Source organism: Brakhagea baltica, assembly GCF_052161605.1.
In the GTDB taxonomy this organism is placed as follows: domain Bacteria; phylum Planctomycetota; class Planctomycetia; order Pirellulales; family Pirellulaceae; genus JBKCUI01.
In genome coordinates this window covers 5,223,605-5,241,044 of record NZ_CP197409.1, presented here as the reverse complement: position 1 = coordinate 5,241,044, position 17,440 = coordinate 5,223,605, and the positions used below count along the sequence as shown (strand labels likewise).

Annotated in this window: 13 protein-coding genes; 11 read left to right on the top strand and 2 right to left on the bottom strand. The window is 51.8% G+C overall.

Annotated features, from left to right (window positions below; all coding sequences use genetic code 11):
• Positions 1-6: 6 nt before the first annotated feature.
• Positions 7-561: a hypothetical protein gene (locus tag SH449x_RS20160; protein WP_482377878.1), complete on the bottom strand. Its 555-nt coding sequence runs from the start codon at positions 559-561 to the stop codon at positions 7-9.
• Positions 562-685: 124 nt separating this feature from the next.
• Here SH449x_RS20160 and SH449x_RS20155 point away from each other — a divergent pair, with 124 nt between their 5' ends.
• The 8 genes from SH449x_RS20155 (at position 686) to kdpC (ending at position 11,756) form a co-directional block, all read left to right on the top strand.
• Complete coding sequence (locus SH449x_RS20155) at positions 686-928, top strand: DUF2256 domain-containing protein (RefSeq protein ID WP_482377877.1); 243 nt, start codon at positions 686-688, stop codon at positions 926-928.
• Positions 929-949: 21 nt separating this feature from the next.
• On the top strand, positions 950-2,047 hold the full coding sequence (locus tag SH449x_RS20150; RefSeq protein WP_482377876.1) for a ligase-associated DNA damage response exonuclease: 1,098 nt from the start codon (positions 950-952) through the stop codon (positions 2,045-2,047).
• Positions 2,044-3,666 (top strand): ATP-dependent DNA ligase, encoded by a 1,623-nt coding sequence (locus tag SH449x_RS20145; RefSeq protein ID WP_482377875.1) that lies wholly within the window; start codon positions 2,044-2,046, stop codon positions 3,664-3,666. The genes SH449x_RS20150 and SH449x_RS20145 overlap by 4 nt, the downstream gene beginning before the upstream one ends.
• A complete protein-coding gene (locus tag SH449x_RS20140) occupies positions 3,663-6,221 on the top strand; it encodes a DEAD/DEAH box helicase (protein WP_482377874.1) in 2,559 nt (852 codons plus the stop codon). Before SH449x_RS20145 ends, SH449x_RS20140 begins: the two co-directional genes overlap by 4 nt.
• A gap of 3 nt (positions 6,222-6,224) precedes the next feature.
• Entirely contained in the window at positions 6,225-6,917 is a 693-nt protein-coding gene (gene pdeM / locus SH449x_RS20135; RefSeq protein ID WP_482377873.1) for a ligase-associated DNA damage response endonuclease PdeM, read from the top strand.
• A gap of 436 nt (positions 6,918-7,353) precedes the next feature.
• Complete coding sequence (gene kdpA / locus SH449x_RS20130; protein WP_482377872.1) at positions 7,354-9,024, top strand: potassium-transporting ATPase subunit KdpA; 1,671 nt, start codon at positions 7,354-7,356, stop codon at positions 9,022-9,024.
• A 21-nt stretch (positions 9,025-9,045) separates the two neighbouring features.
• Positions 9,046-11,133, top strand: a complete 2,088-nt coding sequence (gene kdpB, locus SH449x_RS20125; RefSeq protein WP_482377871.1) for a potassium-transporting ATPase subunit KdpB — start codon at positions 9,046-9,048, stop codon at positions 11,131-11,133.
• 65 nt (positions 11,134-11,198) lie between these two features.
• Complete coding sequence (gene kdpC, locus SH449x_RS20120) at positions 11,199-11,756, top strand: K(+)-transporting ATPase subunit C (protein WP_482377870.1); 558 nt, start codon at positions 11,199-11,201, stop codon at positions 11,754-11,756.
• Between the two features lie 117 nt (positions 11,757-11,873).
• Here kdpC and SH449x_RS20115 read toward each other — a convergent pair whose 3' ends face one another.
• Complete coding sequence (locus SH449x_RS20115; RefSeq protein WP_482377869.1) at positions 11,874-13,130, bottom strand: outer membrane beta-barrel protein; 1,257 nt, start codon at positions 13,128-13,130, stop codon at positions 11,874-11,876.
• 234 nt (positions 13,131-13,364) lie between these two features.
• Between SH449x_RS20115 and SH449x_RS20110 the strand changes: the two genes are divergently transcribed.
• From SH449x_RS20110 to SH449x_RS20100, 3 genes are all read left to right on the top strand, one after another.
• Positions 13,365-16,079 carry a DUF4118 domain-containing protein gene (locus SH449x_RS20110; RefSeq protein ID WP_482377868.1) on the top strand — a complete coding sequence of 905 codons (2,715 nt, stop codon included), beginning with the start codon at positions 13,365-13,367 and terminating at the stop codon, positions 16,077-16,079.
• Positions 16,072-16,824 carry a response regulator gene (locus SH449x_RS20105; protein ID WP_482377867.1) on the top strand — a complete coding sequence of 251 codons (753 nt, stop codon included), beginning with the start codon at positions 16,072-16,074 and terminating at the stop codon, positions 16,822-16,824. The genes SH449x_RS20110 and SH449x_RS20105 overlap by 8 nt, the downstream gene beginning before the upstream one ends.
• A gap of 192 nt (positions 16,825-17,016) precedes the next feature.
• The gene (locus tag SH449x_RS20100) at positions 17,017-17,439 is read left to right on the top strand and encodes a universal stress protein (protein WP_482377866.1); all 423 of its coding nucleotides are present in this window, start codon (positions 17,017-17,019) and stop codon (positions 17,437-17,439) included.
• Position 17,440: the final 1 nt, after the last annotated feature.

Genomic DNA, 17,440 nt, shown 5'->3' with positions numbered 1-17,440 from the left:
CACGATTCAGGATGGGCCAAACGCGCCGAAGATATCGGGAGCTGTAAGTGACTCAGTGGTATCTGACTCGAAAACAGGCTTGGCAGGCACCGGATGAAACTTGGGCCATGGCGGAGGGTTAGATTTCTCTTTCCGTCTGTTCCGCCAATCGGTGCATTTGCTGTGAAGATCGTGTTTCGCACCTAGAGCTCGGTAGTAGAGATGCCCTGCTCCACTTCGCAATCCGCTTACCGCGTCCAGCAGAGGTTCTGCCGGAGGATGGCTGGGCATCGCACAATCGCAATGGGATTCGCCGCAATCCTCGTGAATGACTCTTGCGACGCCAGGGTGTGGTTGCGGATGTCTTAGCGGCCGAGCTTTTGGTTCAGGTTCTCTTGTTGAGAAATCTCTAGCTAGCAAAGGTACCCCTGACGGAGTGCCAAAGGCAGAGTCGAAATCCCTCTCATGACAGATCGAAACGCAGCCCGAGCCGCAAAGCATCAAGCCGAGAACTCCCGCCAAAAGTTGTTTCGATCGGACCGCCCGCATCAATCGCATTTCCCAGTCTAAATCTGTAGGCACCCACTCACTTATTCGTCATCGGCTCGATGGGTTATGAGAATTTAGAAGAATTTTCCCGTTAGGCAAATTGGATGGATTACAAAACCTGGGTAAACAGTAGAGGGATTGACGACAACCAACAATCATGCGTGACGATACGAAATCAACTATTTCCAACCAGATACGATCTTTTCTCCTCCAGATTCCGGCAACCATGACAAAGTCCAAAGAAAACCTACCTAGCAAGGTTTGCTCGACCTGCAAGTTGCCGTTTACCTGGAGAAAGAAGTGGGCCAAAACGTGGACCGATGTCAAGTACTGCAGCGAACGTTGTAAACGCTCCCGCCCAAAATCTTCCGAACAGTCGGAAAAACAGATTGGAACTTGATTGGAAATGGAGGGGTCCCCGATGAAGTCACACTCGTTGGAAATGAGCCCTGCCGGGTTGTACTGCCCGCAAGGAGATTTTCACATCGACCCCTGGCGACCTGTCAAGCATGCTGTTATCACGCATGCACACAGCGATCATGCTCGCTGGGGATCGAACAAGTATCTTTGCGCGAGCGAGAGTGTCACCCTTTTGCAGGATCGATTGGGAGCCGAAATTGAAGTTCATGGCATGACCTACGGTGAAGTTGCAACGATCGGATCCGTGCGTGTGTCGTTTCATCCCGCCGGCCATATACTTGGCTCAAGCCAGATTCGTATCGAGAACAAAGGACATGTTACTGTCGTCACCGGTGACTACAAACGTGATGACGATGTGACTTGCCAAGCGTTCGAGCCGCTCCGAGCACACTGCTTCATCACAGAATCGACCTTTGGACTTCCTGTGTTTCGCTGGCCCACAGGACCTTCAATCGCCGAATCGATTAACATTTGGTGGCAAGCCAACCAGTCCGTTGAGTTAACCAGTATTCTTTACGGGTACGCTCTCGGAAAATCACAACGAGTCCTGAGCATGCTCAATGAGAGTACCGGACCCATCTATATTCACGGTGCACTGCACAAACCAATCGATGCCTACCGACGAGCCAGCATCAAGCTTCCCAGCACCCAACTCGTCAGCCAGGCCCCAAAGGATACGAATTGGAGTCAGGCTATCATCCTAGCCGTTCCGAGTGCGCATGGCACGACTTGGCTCAACCGCTTTCCCAAACGCTCCACCGCGATGGTCTCAGGCTGGATGCAAATCCGAGGCAACCGACGGCGACGTTCGATGGATCGTGGCTTTGTGCTATCCGATCATGCGGATTGGGATGGACTTCTCCGAACGGTCGAGGAGGTTGCTCCGGAAGAAGTTTGGGTGACTCACGGATTTGCAGACGTCTTCAGTCGACACCTGCGCGATCTGGGCTGGAATGCCAAACCTCTCCGAACCGAGTTTGTCGGCGAGAGCACAGAAGAGAAGGAGCCGAACGAAGATTCCGAGGGATTGAGCAATAGCCTCGAAAGTGAAGGGGGGCTCCTAAAAGGTTCGCTCCCAGAATCTGGAGCCCCCTCATGAAAGCGTTCTCTGCGCTCTACCGGGCGATCGACGAAACCACAAAGACCAATGCCAAGTTGTCTGCGATGCATTCCTATTTTCGCAGCGCTTCGCATGACGACGCCGCATGGGCAATAAACTTCCTATCTGGTGAACGCTTTAAGCGACTTATCAACACTCGAATTCTCCGCGAGTGGGCCAGGCACTCCAGCGGCACATCGGAATGGCTCTTCGAAGAAAGCTACGATTGGGTTGGCGACTTGGCAGAAACCATCTCCTTGCTCGTTCCCTCCGAGGCGACTGATACCGCAGGCGGTCTAGCACACTGGGTGAAGGAAAGGATTGAACCACTCCGGCACTGCCCCCCCGAAAACGTACCTCAAGAACTAACCTCCCTTTGGCACGAACTCGGTCCCCAGGAAAGATTCTTATTCCTCAAGTTAATTACAGGCGGACTGCGAGTCGGGGTAAGTAAACGTCTAGTTGTTCGAGCGATAGCTGAAGCTTTTCGGCTTCCTACAGAGCTTATCGCCCATCGTTTAACGGGAACTTGGGAACCCACTGCGGAATCGTTTCGGTCACTGATCTCGGAGGAGCAGGAACAGCAACTCCCGTCACAACCCTATCCCTTTTGCTTAGCGAATCCCATCGACGGCGACGTTAATAGCATCGGGGCTGTGAACGATTATCTTGCCGAGTGGAAATGGGATGGGATACGCTCTCAACTGATCAAGAGAAACGGGCAAATCTACGTTTGGACCCGAGGCGAGGAACGGGTCGAGGATCGCTATCCGGACGTTACGGTACTTGCTAAGTCGCTACCAGACGGCATCGTGCTAGATGGAGAGTTATTGGCTTGGCGCGATGGTAAACCGCTACCGTTCGCGGAGCTCCAGAAAAGGCTGGGCCGAAAAACGGTGACTCCCAAGCTGCTCCGAGACATCCCGGTCATCTTTATGGCATACGATCTACTCGAGCATGAAGGGAAGGATATTCGCCATGTACCTTTATCGCAACGGCGCGCTTGGCTGACCGAAATCCTATCGACGACCAAGCTTCAGATTTCCGAACAACTCATAGCACCGAAGTCTTCCTGGGAGGAACTGGCAAGTCTGCGGGAGTCGAGCCGCAGTCTTGGGGCCGAAGGGCTGATGCTCAAACGATTCGATAGTCCTTATCAAGTTGGTCGCGTACGAGGCGCATGGTGGAAGTGGAAGATCGAGCCACTGACCATCGACGCCGTATTGGTTTACGCTCAAAAAGGGCACGGCCGTCGATCGAGTTTGTTCACCGACTACACGTTTGCACTATGGCATGGCGGCGAGCCTGGAGGGACGTCCAGTTTGGTACCTTTTGCGAAAGCCTATTCGGGCTTAACAGATAAAGAGATCCGTGAAGTCGACGCGATTATCAAAGCTAATCTCAAGGAAAAGTTTGGACCAGTACGCGGAGTTGCTCCCATCCTGGTGATGGAATTAGCCTTTGAAAATATACAGTTATCCAATCGTCACAAGAGTGGTTTCGCGGTTCGCTTTCCTCGTATTGCACGTTGGCGACAAGATAAACTGGCTGCGGATGCTAATACGATAGAAGACCTGCGAGCTCTAGTGCGAGCTCATGGAATGCAGGACCAGTCATGAGCCGCGTCAAACGCAAAGGTGGGATTGCATTGCTCGAGAGCTGGTTCGCGGGGCAATCGTGGACACCGTTCCCGTTTCAGCGAGCTTGTTGGGATGCGTACATATCCAAAACAGATGTTCTGTTGCACTCTTCAACAGGATCGGGCAAAACCTTGGCCGCCTGGGGCGGACCTGTTGCGGAATTTCTCAACTCACCCGATGAGCAACCTTACTGGATCCGCAAACGCGGCAAGCCGGCATCGCCACCTTTGACGGTACTTTGGATCACCCCGCTACGATCTCTCTCTGCTGATACGGAATCCTCCCTTGCGGAAACCATCGATGGATTGAAACTGCCTTGGACCATCCAACGTCGGACCGGTGACACCTCTGCTTCCGTCAAAGCCAATCAGCGTAAACACTTGCCCACCGCTTTGATCACCACCCCTGAGAGTCTGTTGCTTTTGCTAAGCTACCCGGAAGCTCGTGTGAATTTTAAGCATCTCAAGGCTATCGTGGTGGACGAGTGGCATGAACTATTGGGAACGAAACGCGGGGTTCAGACGGAGCTCGCATTAGCGAGATTGACTCAAATCGCCACTCAGGCAACGCGGTGTGGGCTAAGTGCAACGCTTGGTAATACACAACAAGCGCTTGAAGTGCTTTGTGGCTCGGGGCGTACGAATCCTCGCCGGTGTATTCGAGGTGAATCGGGCAAGAGGATGTTGGTTCGATCTTGCATTCCGGAACAGGTAGATCGATTTCCATGGGCGGGACATCTGGGACTGAGCATGGTTTCTCACGTCGTCAAGGCGGTTGAGGAAGCCAACTCGACACTGGTGTTTACCAACACGCGAAATCAAACAGAACAGTGGTATCGTCAACTCTTGCAATCTCGCCCCGATTGGTCCGGGATCATAGCGTTGCATCACGGTTCGCTCGACTATGAGGTTCGTCGCTGGGTGGAAGATGCGCTTCGTACTGGCAAGCTCAAGTGTGTGGTATGTACCAGTAGCCTTGATCTCGGGGTGGACTACTCGGCAGTTGATCAAGTGATACAAGTGGGTAGTCCGAAAGGTGTAGCTCGTTTGTTACAAAGGGCCGGTCGGAGCGGACACAGTCCTGGCGAGGCGAGCCGATTGCTGTTTGTCCCCACTCATGCACTGGAGTTGGTTGAACTATCCGCAGCTCGAGCGATCATGGCGAGACTAAAGGCCGCTCAATCGGTCGTTCGAGGTTCTGAAGGGGCCAGTTCCGAGGAATCGTCTGCGGAAGAATCGATTCTAGAGAGTAGAGAGCCAATACAGAATCCGATCGATTGTCTGACGCAGCATGCTATCACGCTCGCGCTACCAGAGTCGTTTTCGAAAGATGAGTTGTACGCAGAGATAAGACAGACGTTCGCCTATAGGGATTTGCAAGAAGTAGATCTTGACTGGGCATTGAAGTTCATCGTGCATGGTGGAGATTCGTTGAATGCTTATCCTGATTTTCACCGAGTCGCTTTCGAGGACGGTCGCTATCAAGTAACGAACCCACGAATTGCACGCATGCATCGCATGGCCATGGGTACCATTGCGGGTGACCTCGTGATGCAAGTTAAGTATGCCAGCGGTCGGACGCTGGGTACAGTGGAGGAGAGTTACATCACGAGACTGAAGCCGGGTGACTGTTTTCAGTTTGCAGGCAAGACACTCGAACTCATGATGATACGAGAGGGGGCTGCTATTGTGAAGAAATCGAACAAGCAGCCGAACACGACCCCTCGGTGGGGAGGCGGACGCATGCCTCTCTCGTCGCAATTAGCAGCGGAGGTGAGGGAGCAGTTTGATCGCGCATCGCGAGGCATACTAGATGGGGAGGAAATGGGATGTCTCGTTCCCATCTTTGAGTTGCAACGTCTACGTAGCATGATCCCCAGCCGAGGAATGATATTGGTTGAATCGTTTCGCTTGAAGAAAGACTATTGCCTATGCGTTTATCCTTTCGAAGGGCGTTTGGTGCACGAGGGTCTCGGAGCACTGGTCTCCTGGCGATTTGCTCAATCACGAGGGATTACTTTGTCGATTGCGGTAAACGATTATGGTTTTATGTTTCAAGCCAAAGAGGAAATCGTTCTGGATGCCCAGGAGTTGGCGGCGTTGTTTGACGAGGAGTTTTTAGTTGAGCACTTGATGAAGTGTATGAATGCGACGGAATTAGCCAAGCGTCAATTCCGAGAGATCGCACGAATATCGGGCTTGGTGCATCCCGGGATTCCCGGCCAAACCAAGCCGGGTAGGCACTTGCAAGCCTCCTCGAATATGTTCTATGATGCGTTCCGCCAGTTCGATCCCGCAAACAAACTATTAGCCCAAGCTGATAAGGAGCTACTCGACAATCAGTTCGAAATTACCAGAATGCGGCAAGCGTTAGCTAGGATCGCACAAAGCAAAATTCACGTTTGTCAGCCGAGAGGCCCGACTCCGCTGGCGTTTCCTCTGGTGGTTGAGCAATTGAGGCAGCGGCTGTCGAGCGAGTCGCTGGAGGATCGCATTCGCAAGTTACAATCGCAACTCGAAGTAGAGAATGGATAGGAGATGACGACAACTGCCGTTCAGTTGTTACAGCACGGAGCGATCGAGTTGGAACTCCATGCAGAGAAGTCTGCTTGGCATGCCGAATCGGAGACCCTTTTTTGCGCTGATTTGCATTGGGGCAAGGAAACAACGTTTCAGCGAGTGGGGATCCCGGTCCCCATTCAATCGCTCGAGTCGATCTTGCAGAGGCTTTCGGATTTGGTGAAGAGGCATAGTCCTAAGCGGGTAATCGTGCTTGGGGATATGATTCACGGAACAAGTTCTTTTAGTTTTACATTCCGAGCTACGATGAGTCGATTCTGGGAGGAGCAGCGAGAGGTTTCACCGGACTGTAGCTGGATTTTGGTCGAGGGAAATCACGATCGACGTGCTAAGCATGAATTGGCGAAATGGCCAATACAGATCGTCAAGCCACCGTGGAGATTCGAGGATTTTATCTGTTTGCACGATCCGCTGGACTTACCAGCGATTTCCAAGAATCACGAAGGCTTCTTGTTCTTGGCCGGTCATTTGCATCCCGCATTTCGCATGCCCGACAACGGTGAGAAATTGCCTTGTTTCGCAAGGCAGCAAAACATGCTTGTGTTTCCGGCCTTCAGTGACTTCACCGGAAGAACTCCAATCGACAAGCAAGAAACCGATGCGGTTTACATCATCAGAGGAAAAGAAATCGCTAGGTATATCCGAACGTAATGGCCCCATTCGCACATGTTTGCTTGCGACAAAGTGTGGGCTGTAAGAAAATCTATCACTTTTTAACCGACTGACTATGTACGAGTCTTGATGAAATCTTGATATGGTCCGAACTAAGTTTGAGACCGTCTTGATGCGATTGCCACTATCATTCTTTGATCTGCTGATATCGATGATTTACGTCGACCTTTACTGAGAACTGTTCTCGCGAGGAAATAGAAGAAATGATGGCTTGGGCTTTGATGCTGTTAGCGGGAGCGTTTGCGTTCCTTTGCTTGTTCGGATTCGTTCGCGCCTGTGAGAAACTTTGAGGAGGAATATCGTGGATTGGTTCGTAAATGCCAGTGTCATTTCGGCACTCGGTTTTTCTTTCGCCTACCTGGGTTACGTCATCGTCTGTCCCGAGAGGTTTTAGGAGTATCTGGAAAATATCACTATGATTCAGTTCATCATTCCAACAATTATTGTTGGTGCGACCATTCTTTGTTCTTGGCCCCTAGGACGCTATATGCGCTGGGCGATGGACGCACCGTCTTCCGGAAATGGAAGAAAAGGATTCGAGCGTTTTGCTGGTTTAATGATGGGATTGCGTTCGGCGACCGGTCAGAACTGGAAACAGTACTGCCAGTCCATGCTGGTTTTCAATCTCATCATGTTTCTGGTGGTCTACGCCCTCTTGACCACTCAACAGTGGCTCCCGCTCAATCCTGATCAAAAAGAGAATCTCGAGGCCAGTTTGGCTTTCAATACAGCGGCGAGCTTTACCAGCAACACAAATCTGCAACACTATTCGGGAGAGGTTTCCATGAGCTACTTCTCACAACTTTTCGGCTTGATGTGGCTGCAATTCGTTAGCGCTGCCACAGGCATTGCAGCGGTTACCGCGTTGAGTCGTGGGTTGGCCGGGAATGCCAATCTAGGAAATTTCTATCTGGACGTTTGGCGTGCCACTGGACTGATTCTATTACCTTTATCTTTTATTTGGGCCGTGCTGTTCGTCTTGACCGGTATGCCAATGACTCTGGAGGGGGCGGCCATCGCCACAACTTTGGAGGGGGCTACTCAAACGATTGCTCGCGGCCCGGTGGCGGCGTTTGTGGCCATCAAACAATTGGGGACCAACGGTGGCGGTTTTTTTGGACCGAATTGTACCCACCCCTTTGAGAACCCGAACTTCTGGTCGAACGTGCTCTGCAACGTGGCCATCATTCTTATCCCGATGGCAACGGTTTGGATGTTTGGCTGGATCACCAATCGCATTCAACATGCGAAAGTCATCTTTGGGGTGATGTTGGCTTTGTATTTGGGATTTGTTTCCACCGCATGTTGGTTTGAAAATCAGCCGACAGCTGCCTTGGCAGATTTGCCGGTTCAGCAAGCCATAAACCTGGAAGGAAAAGAATTGCGTTTTGGCTCGACCGCTGGTGCCTTGTGGGCGGTGTCAACCACCTCCACCAGCAACGGCAGCGTCAATGCCATGCATGATAGTTTGAATCCGTTGACTGGGTTACTGCCGATGGCTGGCATGTGGCTCAATGTCGTTTTCGGCGGGGTTGGCGTAGGTTTGATCAACATGTTTTTGTTTGTCATCACAGCCGTCTTTCTCTCGGGCATGATGGTGGGCCGAACGCCGGAGTATTTGACTCGCAAGGTGGAAGCCAAGGAGATGAAGATCATTCTTGTCGCTTTGCTTGCTCATCCACTATTCATTTTGGGCGGAACTGCCTTGTTCGCCTCAACCTCTTGGGGTGTCGAGACCCTCAACAATCCGGGCAGTCATGGATTGAGCGAGATCATTTACGAATTCAGCTCAGCTGCGGCGAACAACGGCTCCGGTTTCGAAGGTTTGGGTGACGACACGGTACCCTGGAATCTCGCCACGGGCTTGGTGATGTTATTGGGACGATTCATTCCGATCATCGCTCCGTTGGCAGTGGTTGGATTTCTTGCGGAGAAACGTTCATCCCCGGAAACGGCAGGTACGTTTCGTACCGACACCGTCCTTTTCGGGATTGTCTTGTTGGGCACGGTGCTCATCGTCGGCGCATTATTGTTTTTGCCGCTGGCAATTCTTGGGCCGATTGCTGAGCATTTGGGAGCGGGCTAATTGCATGGGACTACGAAAAACATGAATACACCGACTACTATTCCTGCATCAATTAGGACGGACAAAACCGCTCCAGCAACCAAATCGCTATTCTCCATGGATATGCTGATACCATCGTCCCTGGAGGCCGTGAAGATGCTGGCACCACGGCGGATGGCTCGCAATCCGGTGATGTTTATCACCGAAATTGGGGCGGCACTCACCACCTTGGTAACCTTCTCGGCCATGGTTTCTGGCAGCACCGATTTGCTTTACTTCTTGAGTATCTCGATCTGGCTGTGGCTGACGGTTTGGTTTGCGAACCTGGCAGAAGCGATCGCCGAAGCAAGAGGACGTGCTCAAGCCGCCGCGTTGCGAAGTGCAAAGTCCAATGTGACGGCGACCAAGATCGCTAACGCGGACGAACGGGAAGGTGTTCACGTCGCATCCACCGAGTTGAAGGAAAACGATTTCGTCTTGGTCAAGGCAGGTGAAACCATTCCGGCTGATGGTTCGGTGATCCAAGGGATCGCCAGCGTTGATGAAAGTGCTATTACCGGAGAGAGTGCTCCAGTGATTCGAGAAAGTGGCGGTGACCGTTCAGCGGTGACCGGTGGGACTCGGGTCATTTCGGACTGGTTGGTGGTTCAGGTCACCGCCAAGCCGGGGAACAGTTTTCTTGACCGGATGATTGCGATGGTGGAAGGGGCCAAGCGACAGAAGACTCCTAACGAGATCGCCCTTACGATTGTTCTGGCGGGTTTCACCCTCGTGTTCCTTTTGGTTTGCTTAACGTTGTACCCTATTGCAGGCTACTTCAATGTGACGATTGACGTTCCAACGCTGGTGGCTCTGCTGGTCTGCTTGATTCCGACGACCATCGGAGCTTTGTTGGCTGCGATTGGAATTGCTGGCATGGCGAGGTTGAGTCGGTTCAATGTCATGGCCATGTCAGGGCGCGCGGTCGAGGCAGCGGGAGATGTCGACGTATTGCTTTTGGACAAGACAGGTACGATTACTTTGGGAAATCGCCAAGCCAACGAATTCCGGCCAGCCCCAGGTGTCGATAGGCGGGAACTGGCTGACGCTGCTCAGTTGGCATCACTGTCCGACGAGACAGCCGAGGGGCGGAGCATTGTGGTTCTGGCCAAGGAGAAGTTTGCCATCCGTGGACGGCCGATGCAAGAAGTTGCTACGGAGTTCATCCCATTCTCTGCGCGGACTCGCATCAGCGGCATCAATTTGAATGGACGCCGTATTCGTAAAGGAGCGATTTCGGCGATTCGCGATTTCGTTCGCGAGGAGGGAGGAGATTTTCCCGCGCAGGTCAACGACGACGCAATCAAGATCGCTGGTGAAGGGGGGACACCGCTGGTGGTCGCTGAAAACGGACGTGTTCTGGGTACGATTTATCTCAAAGACATCGTTAAGGGGGGGATCAAGGAACGCTTTGCCGAATTGCGGCGGATGGGGATCAAAACAGTGATGATCACCGGTGACAACGTGCACACCGCAGCCGCTATCGCTGCTGAAGCGGGAGTCGATGACTATTTGGCCGAAGCCACACCCGAGGCAAAACTCGAATTGATCCGAAAATATCAACGCGAGGGGCATCTGGTGGCAATGACCGGTGATGGAACCAATGACGCTCCAGCCTTGGCACAAGCGGACGTGGCTGTGGCCATGAATACCGGCACGCAAGCTGCCAAGGAAGCGGGCAATATGATCGATCTTGATTCGAATCCGACCAAGTTGATCGACGTGGTTTCCGTTGGCAAACAGATGTTGATGACCCGCGGAGCGCTGACAACATTCAGCATTGCCAACGACGTTGCCAAATACTTTGCGATCATTCCGGCGATCTTCATGGTCGCTATGCCCCAACTAGCGGCGTTGAACGTCATGGATCTATCCACTCCGAGAAGTGCAATCCTGTCGGCGGTGATCTTTAACGCCATTGTGATTCCCTGCTTGATTCCGATCGCGCTCCGTGGGGTTCAGTACCGAGCCGTCGGAGCCGACACGCTGCTAACGAGGAATCTACTGGTCTATGGACTGGGTGGTTTGGTGGTTCCGTTCATTGGAATCAAGTTGATCGATGTGGTGCTCACCGGACTTGGGATGGCCTAGCCTATCGATCTCGAACAAGCATTTACGCACAAGTTATCAAAAATAAGGAAAAGGAAATGGCTCCGATGAGTGATTTAATGACATCGTTGCGGCTTGTAATGTTCAGTTTGATCGTTTGCTCTGGAATATACCCGATGGTGATTTTGGTATTTTCCATGATCTTGGCACCCGAAGGACGTCAAGGGAGTCTGATACGGGACGACGGCGGAAACATTGTTGGGTCGCGATTATTGGCTCAAGAATTCAAAAGGCCCGAATATTTCTGGCCGCGGCCTTCTGCAGCGGATTACGACGCGAGTGAAACGGGGGGGAGTAACTATTCGCCAACGAATCCGGTGCTAACAGAATCGGCGAGGGAGATCATCGAGCGGTTGAACTTGGAGACTGACCGATTGGTTCCCGCCGATCTGGTATCGGCTTCCGGCTCCGGGATGGATCCGCACATCACGCTGGCTGCCGCCTTGGCACAGGTTCCTCGGGTCGCTGCCAATCGTGGATTGTCGCCAGACCAAATCGAGCAATCCATTCGTGCGCATCTCGATTCCCCGACGCTCGTCGCGTTCGGGGCAGAGCCACTGGTAAATGTACTCATGCTCAATTGGTCGTTGGATAACAACAAATAGCGTGAATTTTTCGAGGGAATAGGCGATTCGGCTTCGGCCGATGAGCCGGGGCAGGAGGGCTGGTAGACAGCCGGTCCTCTCTGCCCTTTTGAACAAAAAGCAAAACGGTTGATCATGCTACCAACGGACGATCATACCGCAGGCAGCGGTGAACAACCCCGATTTATCTTCGAATGGTCGAGACGAATCGTTGTAGTCGTAGCGAAGCTCCGGTCGGATCAGGATGCCATTTCGCGGTTTATAAGTCAGACCGGTCGTGAGAGCCGTGTACAACCCCTCAAAGCCGGTTCGGTCCCCATCTATATCGTTAAAAAACTCCAATCGTGTCGTACCGCTCCATCGTTCAGACCATTGATAGTTGAGGTAATTTACGAACGCGTACCAGTTGGCTGTACCGATCCCAGGAACGTCTGTCTGGTAACCGTAGAGCGCATCAAGCGTGTAGGTGAGGTCTTGAATAAGTTTTTGGCTAAACACCAGATTAAAGACCCGCGGGTTCGCAAAGTCTTCCGCCTGATTGAAACGGCCCGAACCGAAAATCGTCGCCAGCAGGATACTCGTATCCTTGCTGTCCGATTCCCAATTCACGCTACCAATGTAGGTAGGTTCGGAGGCCGAATCGAAAAAGATATCGCTGCCGGTTACAATTCCGTTTTGTACCGACCAATTATCATTCAGTTGGAGCGTCGCCAGCAAACCGGTATGTGTAAACGGATTGTAGATAAAGTTATAAGCTCGGGAGACAAACGGAGTTTCGACGGCCGCGATACTTTCGACCCCATATTGCCCAAAGAATCGTCCCATTTTGAGGTCCAAACCCTGAGCGACATTCGGAAAGTACATTTGCGCGTAAAATTGAACTGGGTCAATCCCGTGCGAGCCGGTTTGGTCGTCGGCCAATCCACGTGCCAACGTGAATCGGTAGTCGGAACCGGGAAGGATGGTGTCAGCCAAAAAACCGAAAGAAGGACTATTGGAATCGGTCTCTACAACTCGCTCGACCCGCAACCAATTTTGGTTCATCACAAAATCGTTGGCTCGGTAGTTGAAACCCATCGGAAGTTGGTTTCGCGAAGCGCTGCTGGCAGTAAAGGAACCCTCGGTCCATCCATATACCTGAATTCGCCGAGTTCGCAAAAAATCACCCATATGAGTTCCGCTGAGCGTTCGCATGAGAAACCAATTGTCCTGCGAATCGGTAAAGGCATCGCACCCATCGCAACTGTAGTTGACGCGATCGCAAGCTGGGCCAGGAACTGAACTACCAAGAGAAACAGGGGATGCAACCAACCCCTCTTGGCCAAAAGAAGTAGACAGACTCGCTACACTCGAAAAGCTGAGTAAACAAAAGAAGACGACTTTAATCCAATCCATGACGGTCTCCGAATACTGTTATCGTTTTGCAAACTTTAACTGTAGTCCGAGACAGGTGCGGACGAATAGTCCGCCGGACTTGGTCGACAAGCGACTTTGATACGTGCGGAGATCGGCGTTGATCTATAGGGAACTTTAGTTTAAGGGGAGGATGGCAATGAAAGTTTTGTATTGGCTTGACGAAAAGTCCGAAGAAAGTAGTTTGTCACGATTGGCCTCTTCCATCCAACAAATATGATCGACCAGAGACCAGATCCCGATGAACTGCTGCATCGCTTGCAGGCTCGTGAGTCTCAAGCCAATCGCGGCAAACTGAAAATTTTCCTGGGCTATGCGGCTGGGGTTGGAAAGACCTACGCCATGCTCAATCAGGCCAGGCAAGAAAAAGCGGCGGGTGTAAAAGTCGTCGTTGGATACGTGGAACCACACGGTCGAGAGGAGACAGAGACGCTGCTGGAGGGGTTAGAACTGCTGCCTCTTAAGCTCGTCTCTTACCATGGAGTAAACGTGCGAGAGTTCGATCTGGACCAGGCGCTGGCGAGAAAACCGCAACTGATCTTGGTGGACGAATTGGCCCACACCAATGCCGAAGGATTGCGACACACCAAACGTTGGCAAGACATCGAGGAGCTACTCGAGGCTGGTATCGATGTATGGACCACCTGTAATGTCCAGCATATCGAGTCTCTCAACGATGTCGTCGCCAAAATCACGGGTATTGTTATGCGCGAGACGGTCCCGGACGACGTTTTCTCCAAAGCCCATGAGTTGGTTCTGATCGATATTCCGCCCGAGGAGCTGTTAGAACGGCTTCGTCTGGGCAAGGTTTATGTGCCGCAACAAGCACAGAGGGCCTTAGGAAATTTTTTCAAACGTGAGAACCTTGCCGCCTTACGGGAGATGGCTCTCCGCCGAACTGCTGATCATGTCCACTCGGACGTCGAGCTTGCTCGAATCTCGAGAGGAACAACCGTTCCGTGGGAGACTCGCGAGTGCTTAATGGTTTGCATCAGCCCGAGTCCCACGTCGGCACGTGTGATCCGCTCAGCCAAAAGAGTATCGAATGCACTCCAAGCCGAGTTGGTGGCCGTTCACGTCAAGTCGACGAGCGATCGAAAGCTTGCTCCTACCGATGAAAATCGGCTAGCCGATCATTTGAGGCTGGCCGAGCGACTCGGTGCTGAAACCGTAACCCTGACGGGGGATGACCCGGTGATGGCAACCATGGAGTATGCACGCAGACGGAACGTTACAAAAATTGTTATCGGTAAATCGGTCCCCACGAATAAACATCGTTGGTCCAAACCGACGTTAACAGACCGATTGATTCAAGATAGTGGCGAAATTGACGTCTTGGTCGTGCGGGGGGTGGCCGAGGCATCTGCCAAAGGATCGGTGCTGTACACCAACGAAAAGACTGGTATTGGTTCTTGGTTGGGTTCATCAGGTATTTTGTTTTTGTGTACAGTGATGGCCTTGGCGTGGAACGCCTGCGGATTGACCGAAGCCAATATTGTCATGACTCTTTTGTTGGGTATCGTGATCATCAGTGCGCGATACGGTTTTTGGCCTTCGATAGTCAGTTCCATCTTGGCAGTTGTTCTATTCGATGTCTTCTTCACCAAACCCTACTACACTGTGGTGGTCAACGACAGCCAATATGTGGTGACATTTTCGGTGATGTTGATCGTCGGCATGACCATTGTTGCGTTGAACAACCGCATTCGAAGGCAAGCTCAATACGCTTTGCAAAACGAACGACGAACCGAAGCCTTGTATCGCTTGAGCCGAAAATTAGCCGGGATAACAGGCTTACCGTTTTTGGCCCTAGAGACCGAAAAAGTGATTGCGGCAGAATTCGGCGGAGAAGTAGCCTTGCTTTTGCCAGAGAACGGTCGCATCGTTGCACAATCTATACGACCGGGTAGCTTTGCAACCAAAGCAAGCGAAATTGTAGTTGCCCAATGGACCTTCGATCATTCGGAAATTGCTGGTCGTAAAACGGATACGCTGCCGCTATCTGAAGGGGTTTATTTCCCGCTTGCTTCACCGCATGGGACAATTGGGGTTTTAGGAATTCGTCATGATCGTGTTGAAGATTTGCTGACACCCGACTCACGCTCGCTGCTCGAAGCCTATGCAACTTTGATTGCCCTGGCCCTGGAGCGAGATCGATTGACAATTGAATCTCATAACGCCAGAGTCCAAGCGGAAACTCAAGAACTCCGGAGTTCGCTGCTAGCATCCGTTTCTCACGATATTCGAACACCGCTTGCCGTGATCGCAGGGGCTTCGAGCAGTTTGCTCCATGAAAATCAAACTGCTATGGATGAGCAAACAAAACAGGAATTGCTGTCGACTATATTCGATGAGTCGGCACGACTAACTCAGCTTGTCGAGAACTTGCTTCGATTAACGCAGCTATCATCTGGGGCTGTCCAAATCCACCGTGAATGGCATCCCGTCGAGGATGTTGTTGGAACAGCACTTCACAGCTTGAACCACGTGTTAAAGCAGCGCTCGGTAACCGTCCATTTTCCAAGCGACCTCCTGATGGGGTATTTTGACGAGGTCCTGCTGCAGTTGGCACTCATCAATTTATTAGAAAATGCTGCCCGCTATACTCCTGTAAGCGACCCCATTGAAATTCGGGGGCGGCAAACCCAGAGAGAGATCATACTCGAAGTTGCAGACCGTGGGCCAGGACTGGATCCTGAAGAACTGGAAACGATTTTCGAAAGTTTCCAACGAGGTCAACACGCAATCAGCGATTCTCGCGGTGCGGGTTTAGGGCTCGCCATTTGCCGAGCGATTGCCAAACTCCATGGAGGAACCATCGTCGCGGAAAATCGTGAAGGAGGGGGGGCCCTTTTTCGCTTGCTACTTCCTTCAGATAATAAACACCCTCGGGGTTCAGGCCCACTGGAACGGAGTTTGACGAATGACTGATAAGCAACCACACCCAGCACTCATCGCAGTCATCGAGGACGAAGAACCGATTCGTAGGTTCTTGCGGGCCTCTCTGGCAAGCGAGGGTTATCGACTGGTTGAAGGGGGAACGGCTCAAGAGGGGATGCGACTGATCACTCAGGAACGCCCAGATTTGATTCTTCTCGACCTGGGGCTACCGGATCGTGATGGTATAGAAATCGTTCGCGAAATTCGAGGATGGACTTCGATTCCCGTGATTATTCTTTCAGCCCGAGATCGAGAAACAGAAAAGATCCGAGCCTTGGATGCAGGCGCGGACGACTATTTGACTAAACCCTTCGGCGTTGGCGAATTACTCGCTCGAATCCGAGTTGCCCTTCGACATAGTGCGAATATCAGTGAAACCAGCCCAGCTTGTAAGTCGTCAATTTATGAATGCGAAGCTGTCAAAGTCGACTTGGAGGCCCGCCGAGTTTTCCGGGATGGCGTGGAGATTCGCTTAACGAAATTAGAGTACGACCTGTTGGCAGTCATGATTCGAAATGCGGGGCGAGTACTAACGCATCGGTACTTACTAAAAGAGGTTTGGGGGCCTGGCAATGCCCACGAAACGCATTACCTGCGAGTATTCGTCGCCAATTTACGTAAGAAACTGGAAGCCGAGAGCGTTCGTCCAAGGATCATTCTCACAGAACCTAGAGTAGGGTACCGGTTAGTTGAATCAATCGAAATCACAGGTGATCAGATTCCAGGACCAGCATGATAATATGTTGCCATTCAATTGGCTCTCGACCTGTATACCATTCAAAGTATCCTATTTTATGAGCCATCAGTTTGGTTACCAACCCGCAAACATAGGAAGGTGTCGGCGGTCCTTTGATCGATTACAATCAGATCGTATCAATTTTCTGATGACATCAATCTATCGCCACTTCAACGCAGAATCTCTCAAGAAATGAATATAATTTTGTGTCCTGTCGACTATTCCAATTGCTCGGATTACGCACTGGAACTTGCGTGTAGAATTTGTAATTCGTCACATTCCAAGATGATCGTTCTTGCAGTCACTGACCCTGCAAAGGACGAGTCGGAATCGAGGTCGATGGCAGATGCGTTCGCGAACAATGCTAAGGCGAAGATTAGGGATCAAATGTTCGAGGAAAAGGGTGTTGCAGTAGAGCACTTGAGTCTTCGTGGTAAACCAGCAGAGGTTATCGTCCAAATTGCTTCAGCCAAACATGCCGATGCAATCGTTATGGGGACGCACGGGAGGACCGGCTGGTCAAAGTTAATGCTGGGTAGCGTAGCGCAAGAGGTAATGAGAACCGCTCATTGCCCCGTGATTACTGTTCGGCCTAAACTAGAGGAGGGACTATAGA

What these genes read in the sequence shown, in the direction of transcription:
- kdpB (WP_482377871.1), top strand. Translation starts at nt 9,046, where the DNA reads ATGAATACACCGACTACTATTCCTGCATCAATTAGGACGGACAAAACC.
- SH449x_RS20145 (WP_482377875.1), top strand. Translation starts at nt 2,044, where the DNA reads ATGAAAGCGTTCTCTGCGCTCTACCGGGCGATCGACGAAACCACAAAG.
- SH449x_RS20150 (WP_482377876.1), top strand. Translation starts at nt 950, where the DNA reads ATGAAGTCACACTCGTTGGAAATGAGCCCTGCCGGGTTGTACTGCCCG.
- SH449x_RS20140 (WP_482377874.1), top strand. Translation starts at nt 3,663, where the DNA reads ATGAGCCGCGTCAAACGCAAAGGTGGGATTGCATTGCTCGAGAGCTGG.
- kdpA (WP_482377872.1), top strand. Translation starts at nt 7,354, where the DNA reads ATGATTCAGTTCATCATTCCAACAATTATTGTTGGTGCGACCATTCTT.
- pdeM (WP_482377873.1), top strand. Translation starts at nt 6,225, where the DNA reads ATGACGACAACTGCCGTTCAGTTGTTACAGCACGGAGCGATCGAGTTG.
- kdpC (WP_482377870.1), top strand. Translation starts at nt 11,199, where the DNA reads ATGAGTGATTTAATGACATCGTTGCGGCTTGTAATGTTCAGTTTGATC.
- SH449x_RS20115 (WP_482377869.1), bottom strand. Translation starts at nt 13,130, where the DNA reads ATGGATTGGATTAAAGTCGTCTTCTTTTGTTTACTCAGCTTTTCGAGT.
- SH449x_RS20100 (WP_482377866.1), top strand. Translation starts at nt 17,017, where the DNA reads ATGAATATAATTTTGTGTCCTGTCGACTATTCCAATTGCTCGGATTAC.
- SH449x_RS20155 (WP_482377877.1), top strand. Translation starts at nt 686, where the DNA reads ATGCGTGACGATACGAAATCAACTATTTCCAACCAGATACGATCTTTT.
- SH449x_RS20105 (WP_482377867.1), top strand. Translation starts at nt 16,072, where the DNA reads ATGACTGATAAGCAACCACACCCAGCACTCATCGCAGTCATCGAGGAC.
- SH449x_RS20110 (WP_482377868.1), top strand. Translation starts at nt 13,365, where the DNA reads ATGATCGACCAGAGACCAGATCCCGATGAACTGCTGCATCGCTTGCAG.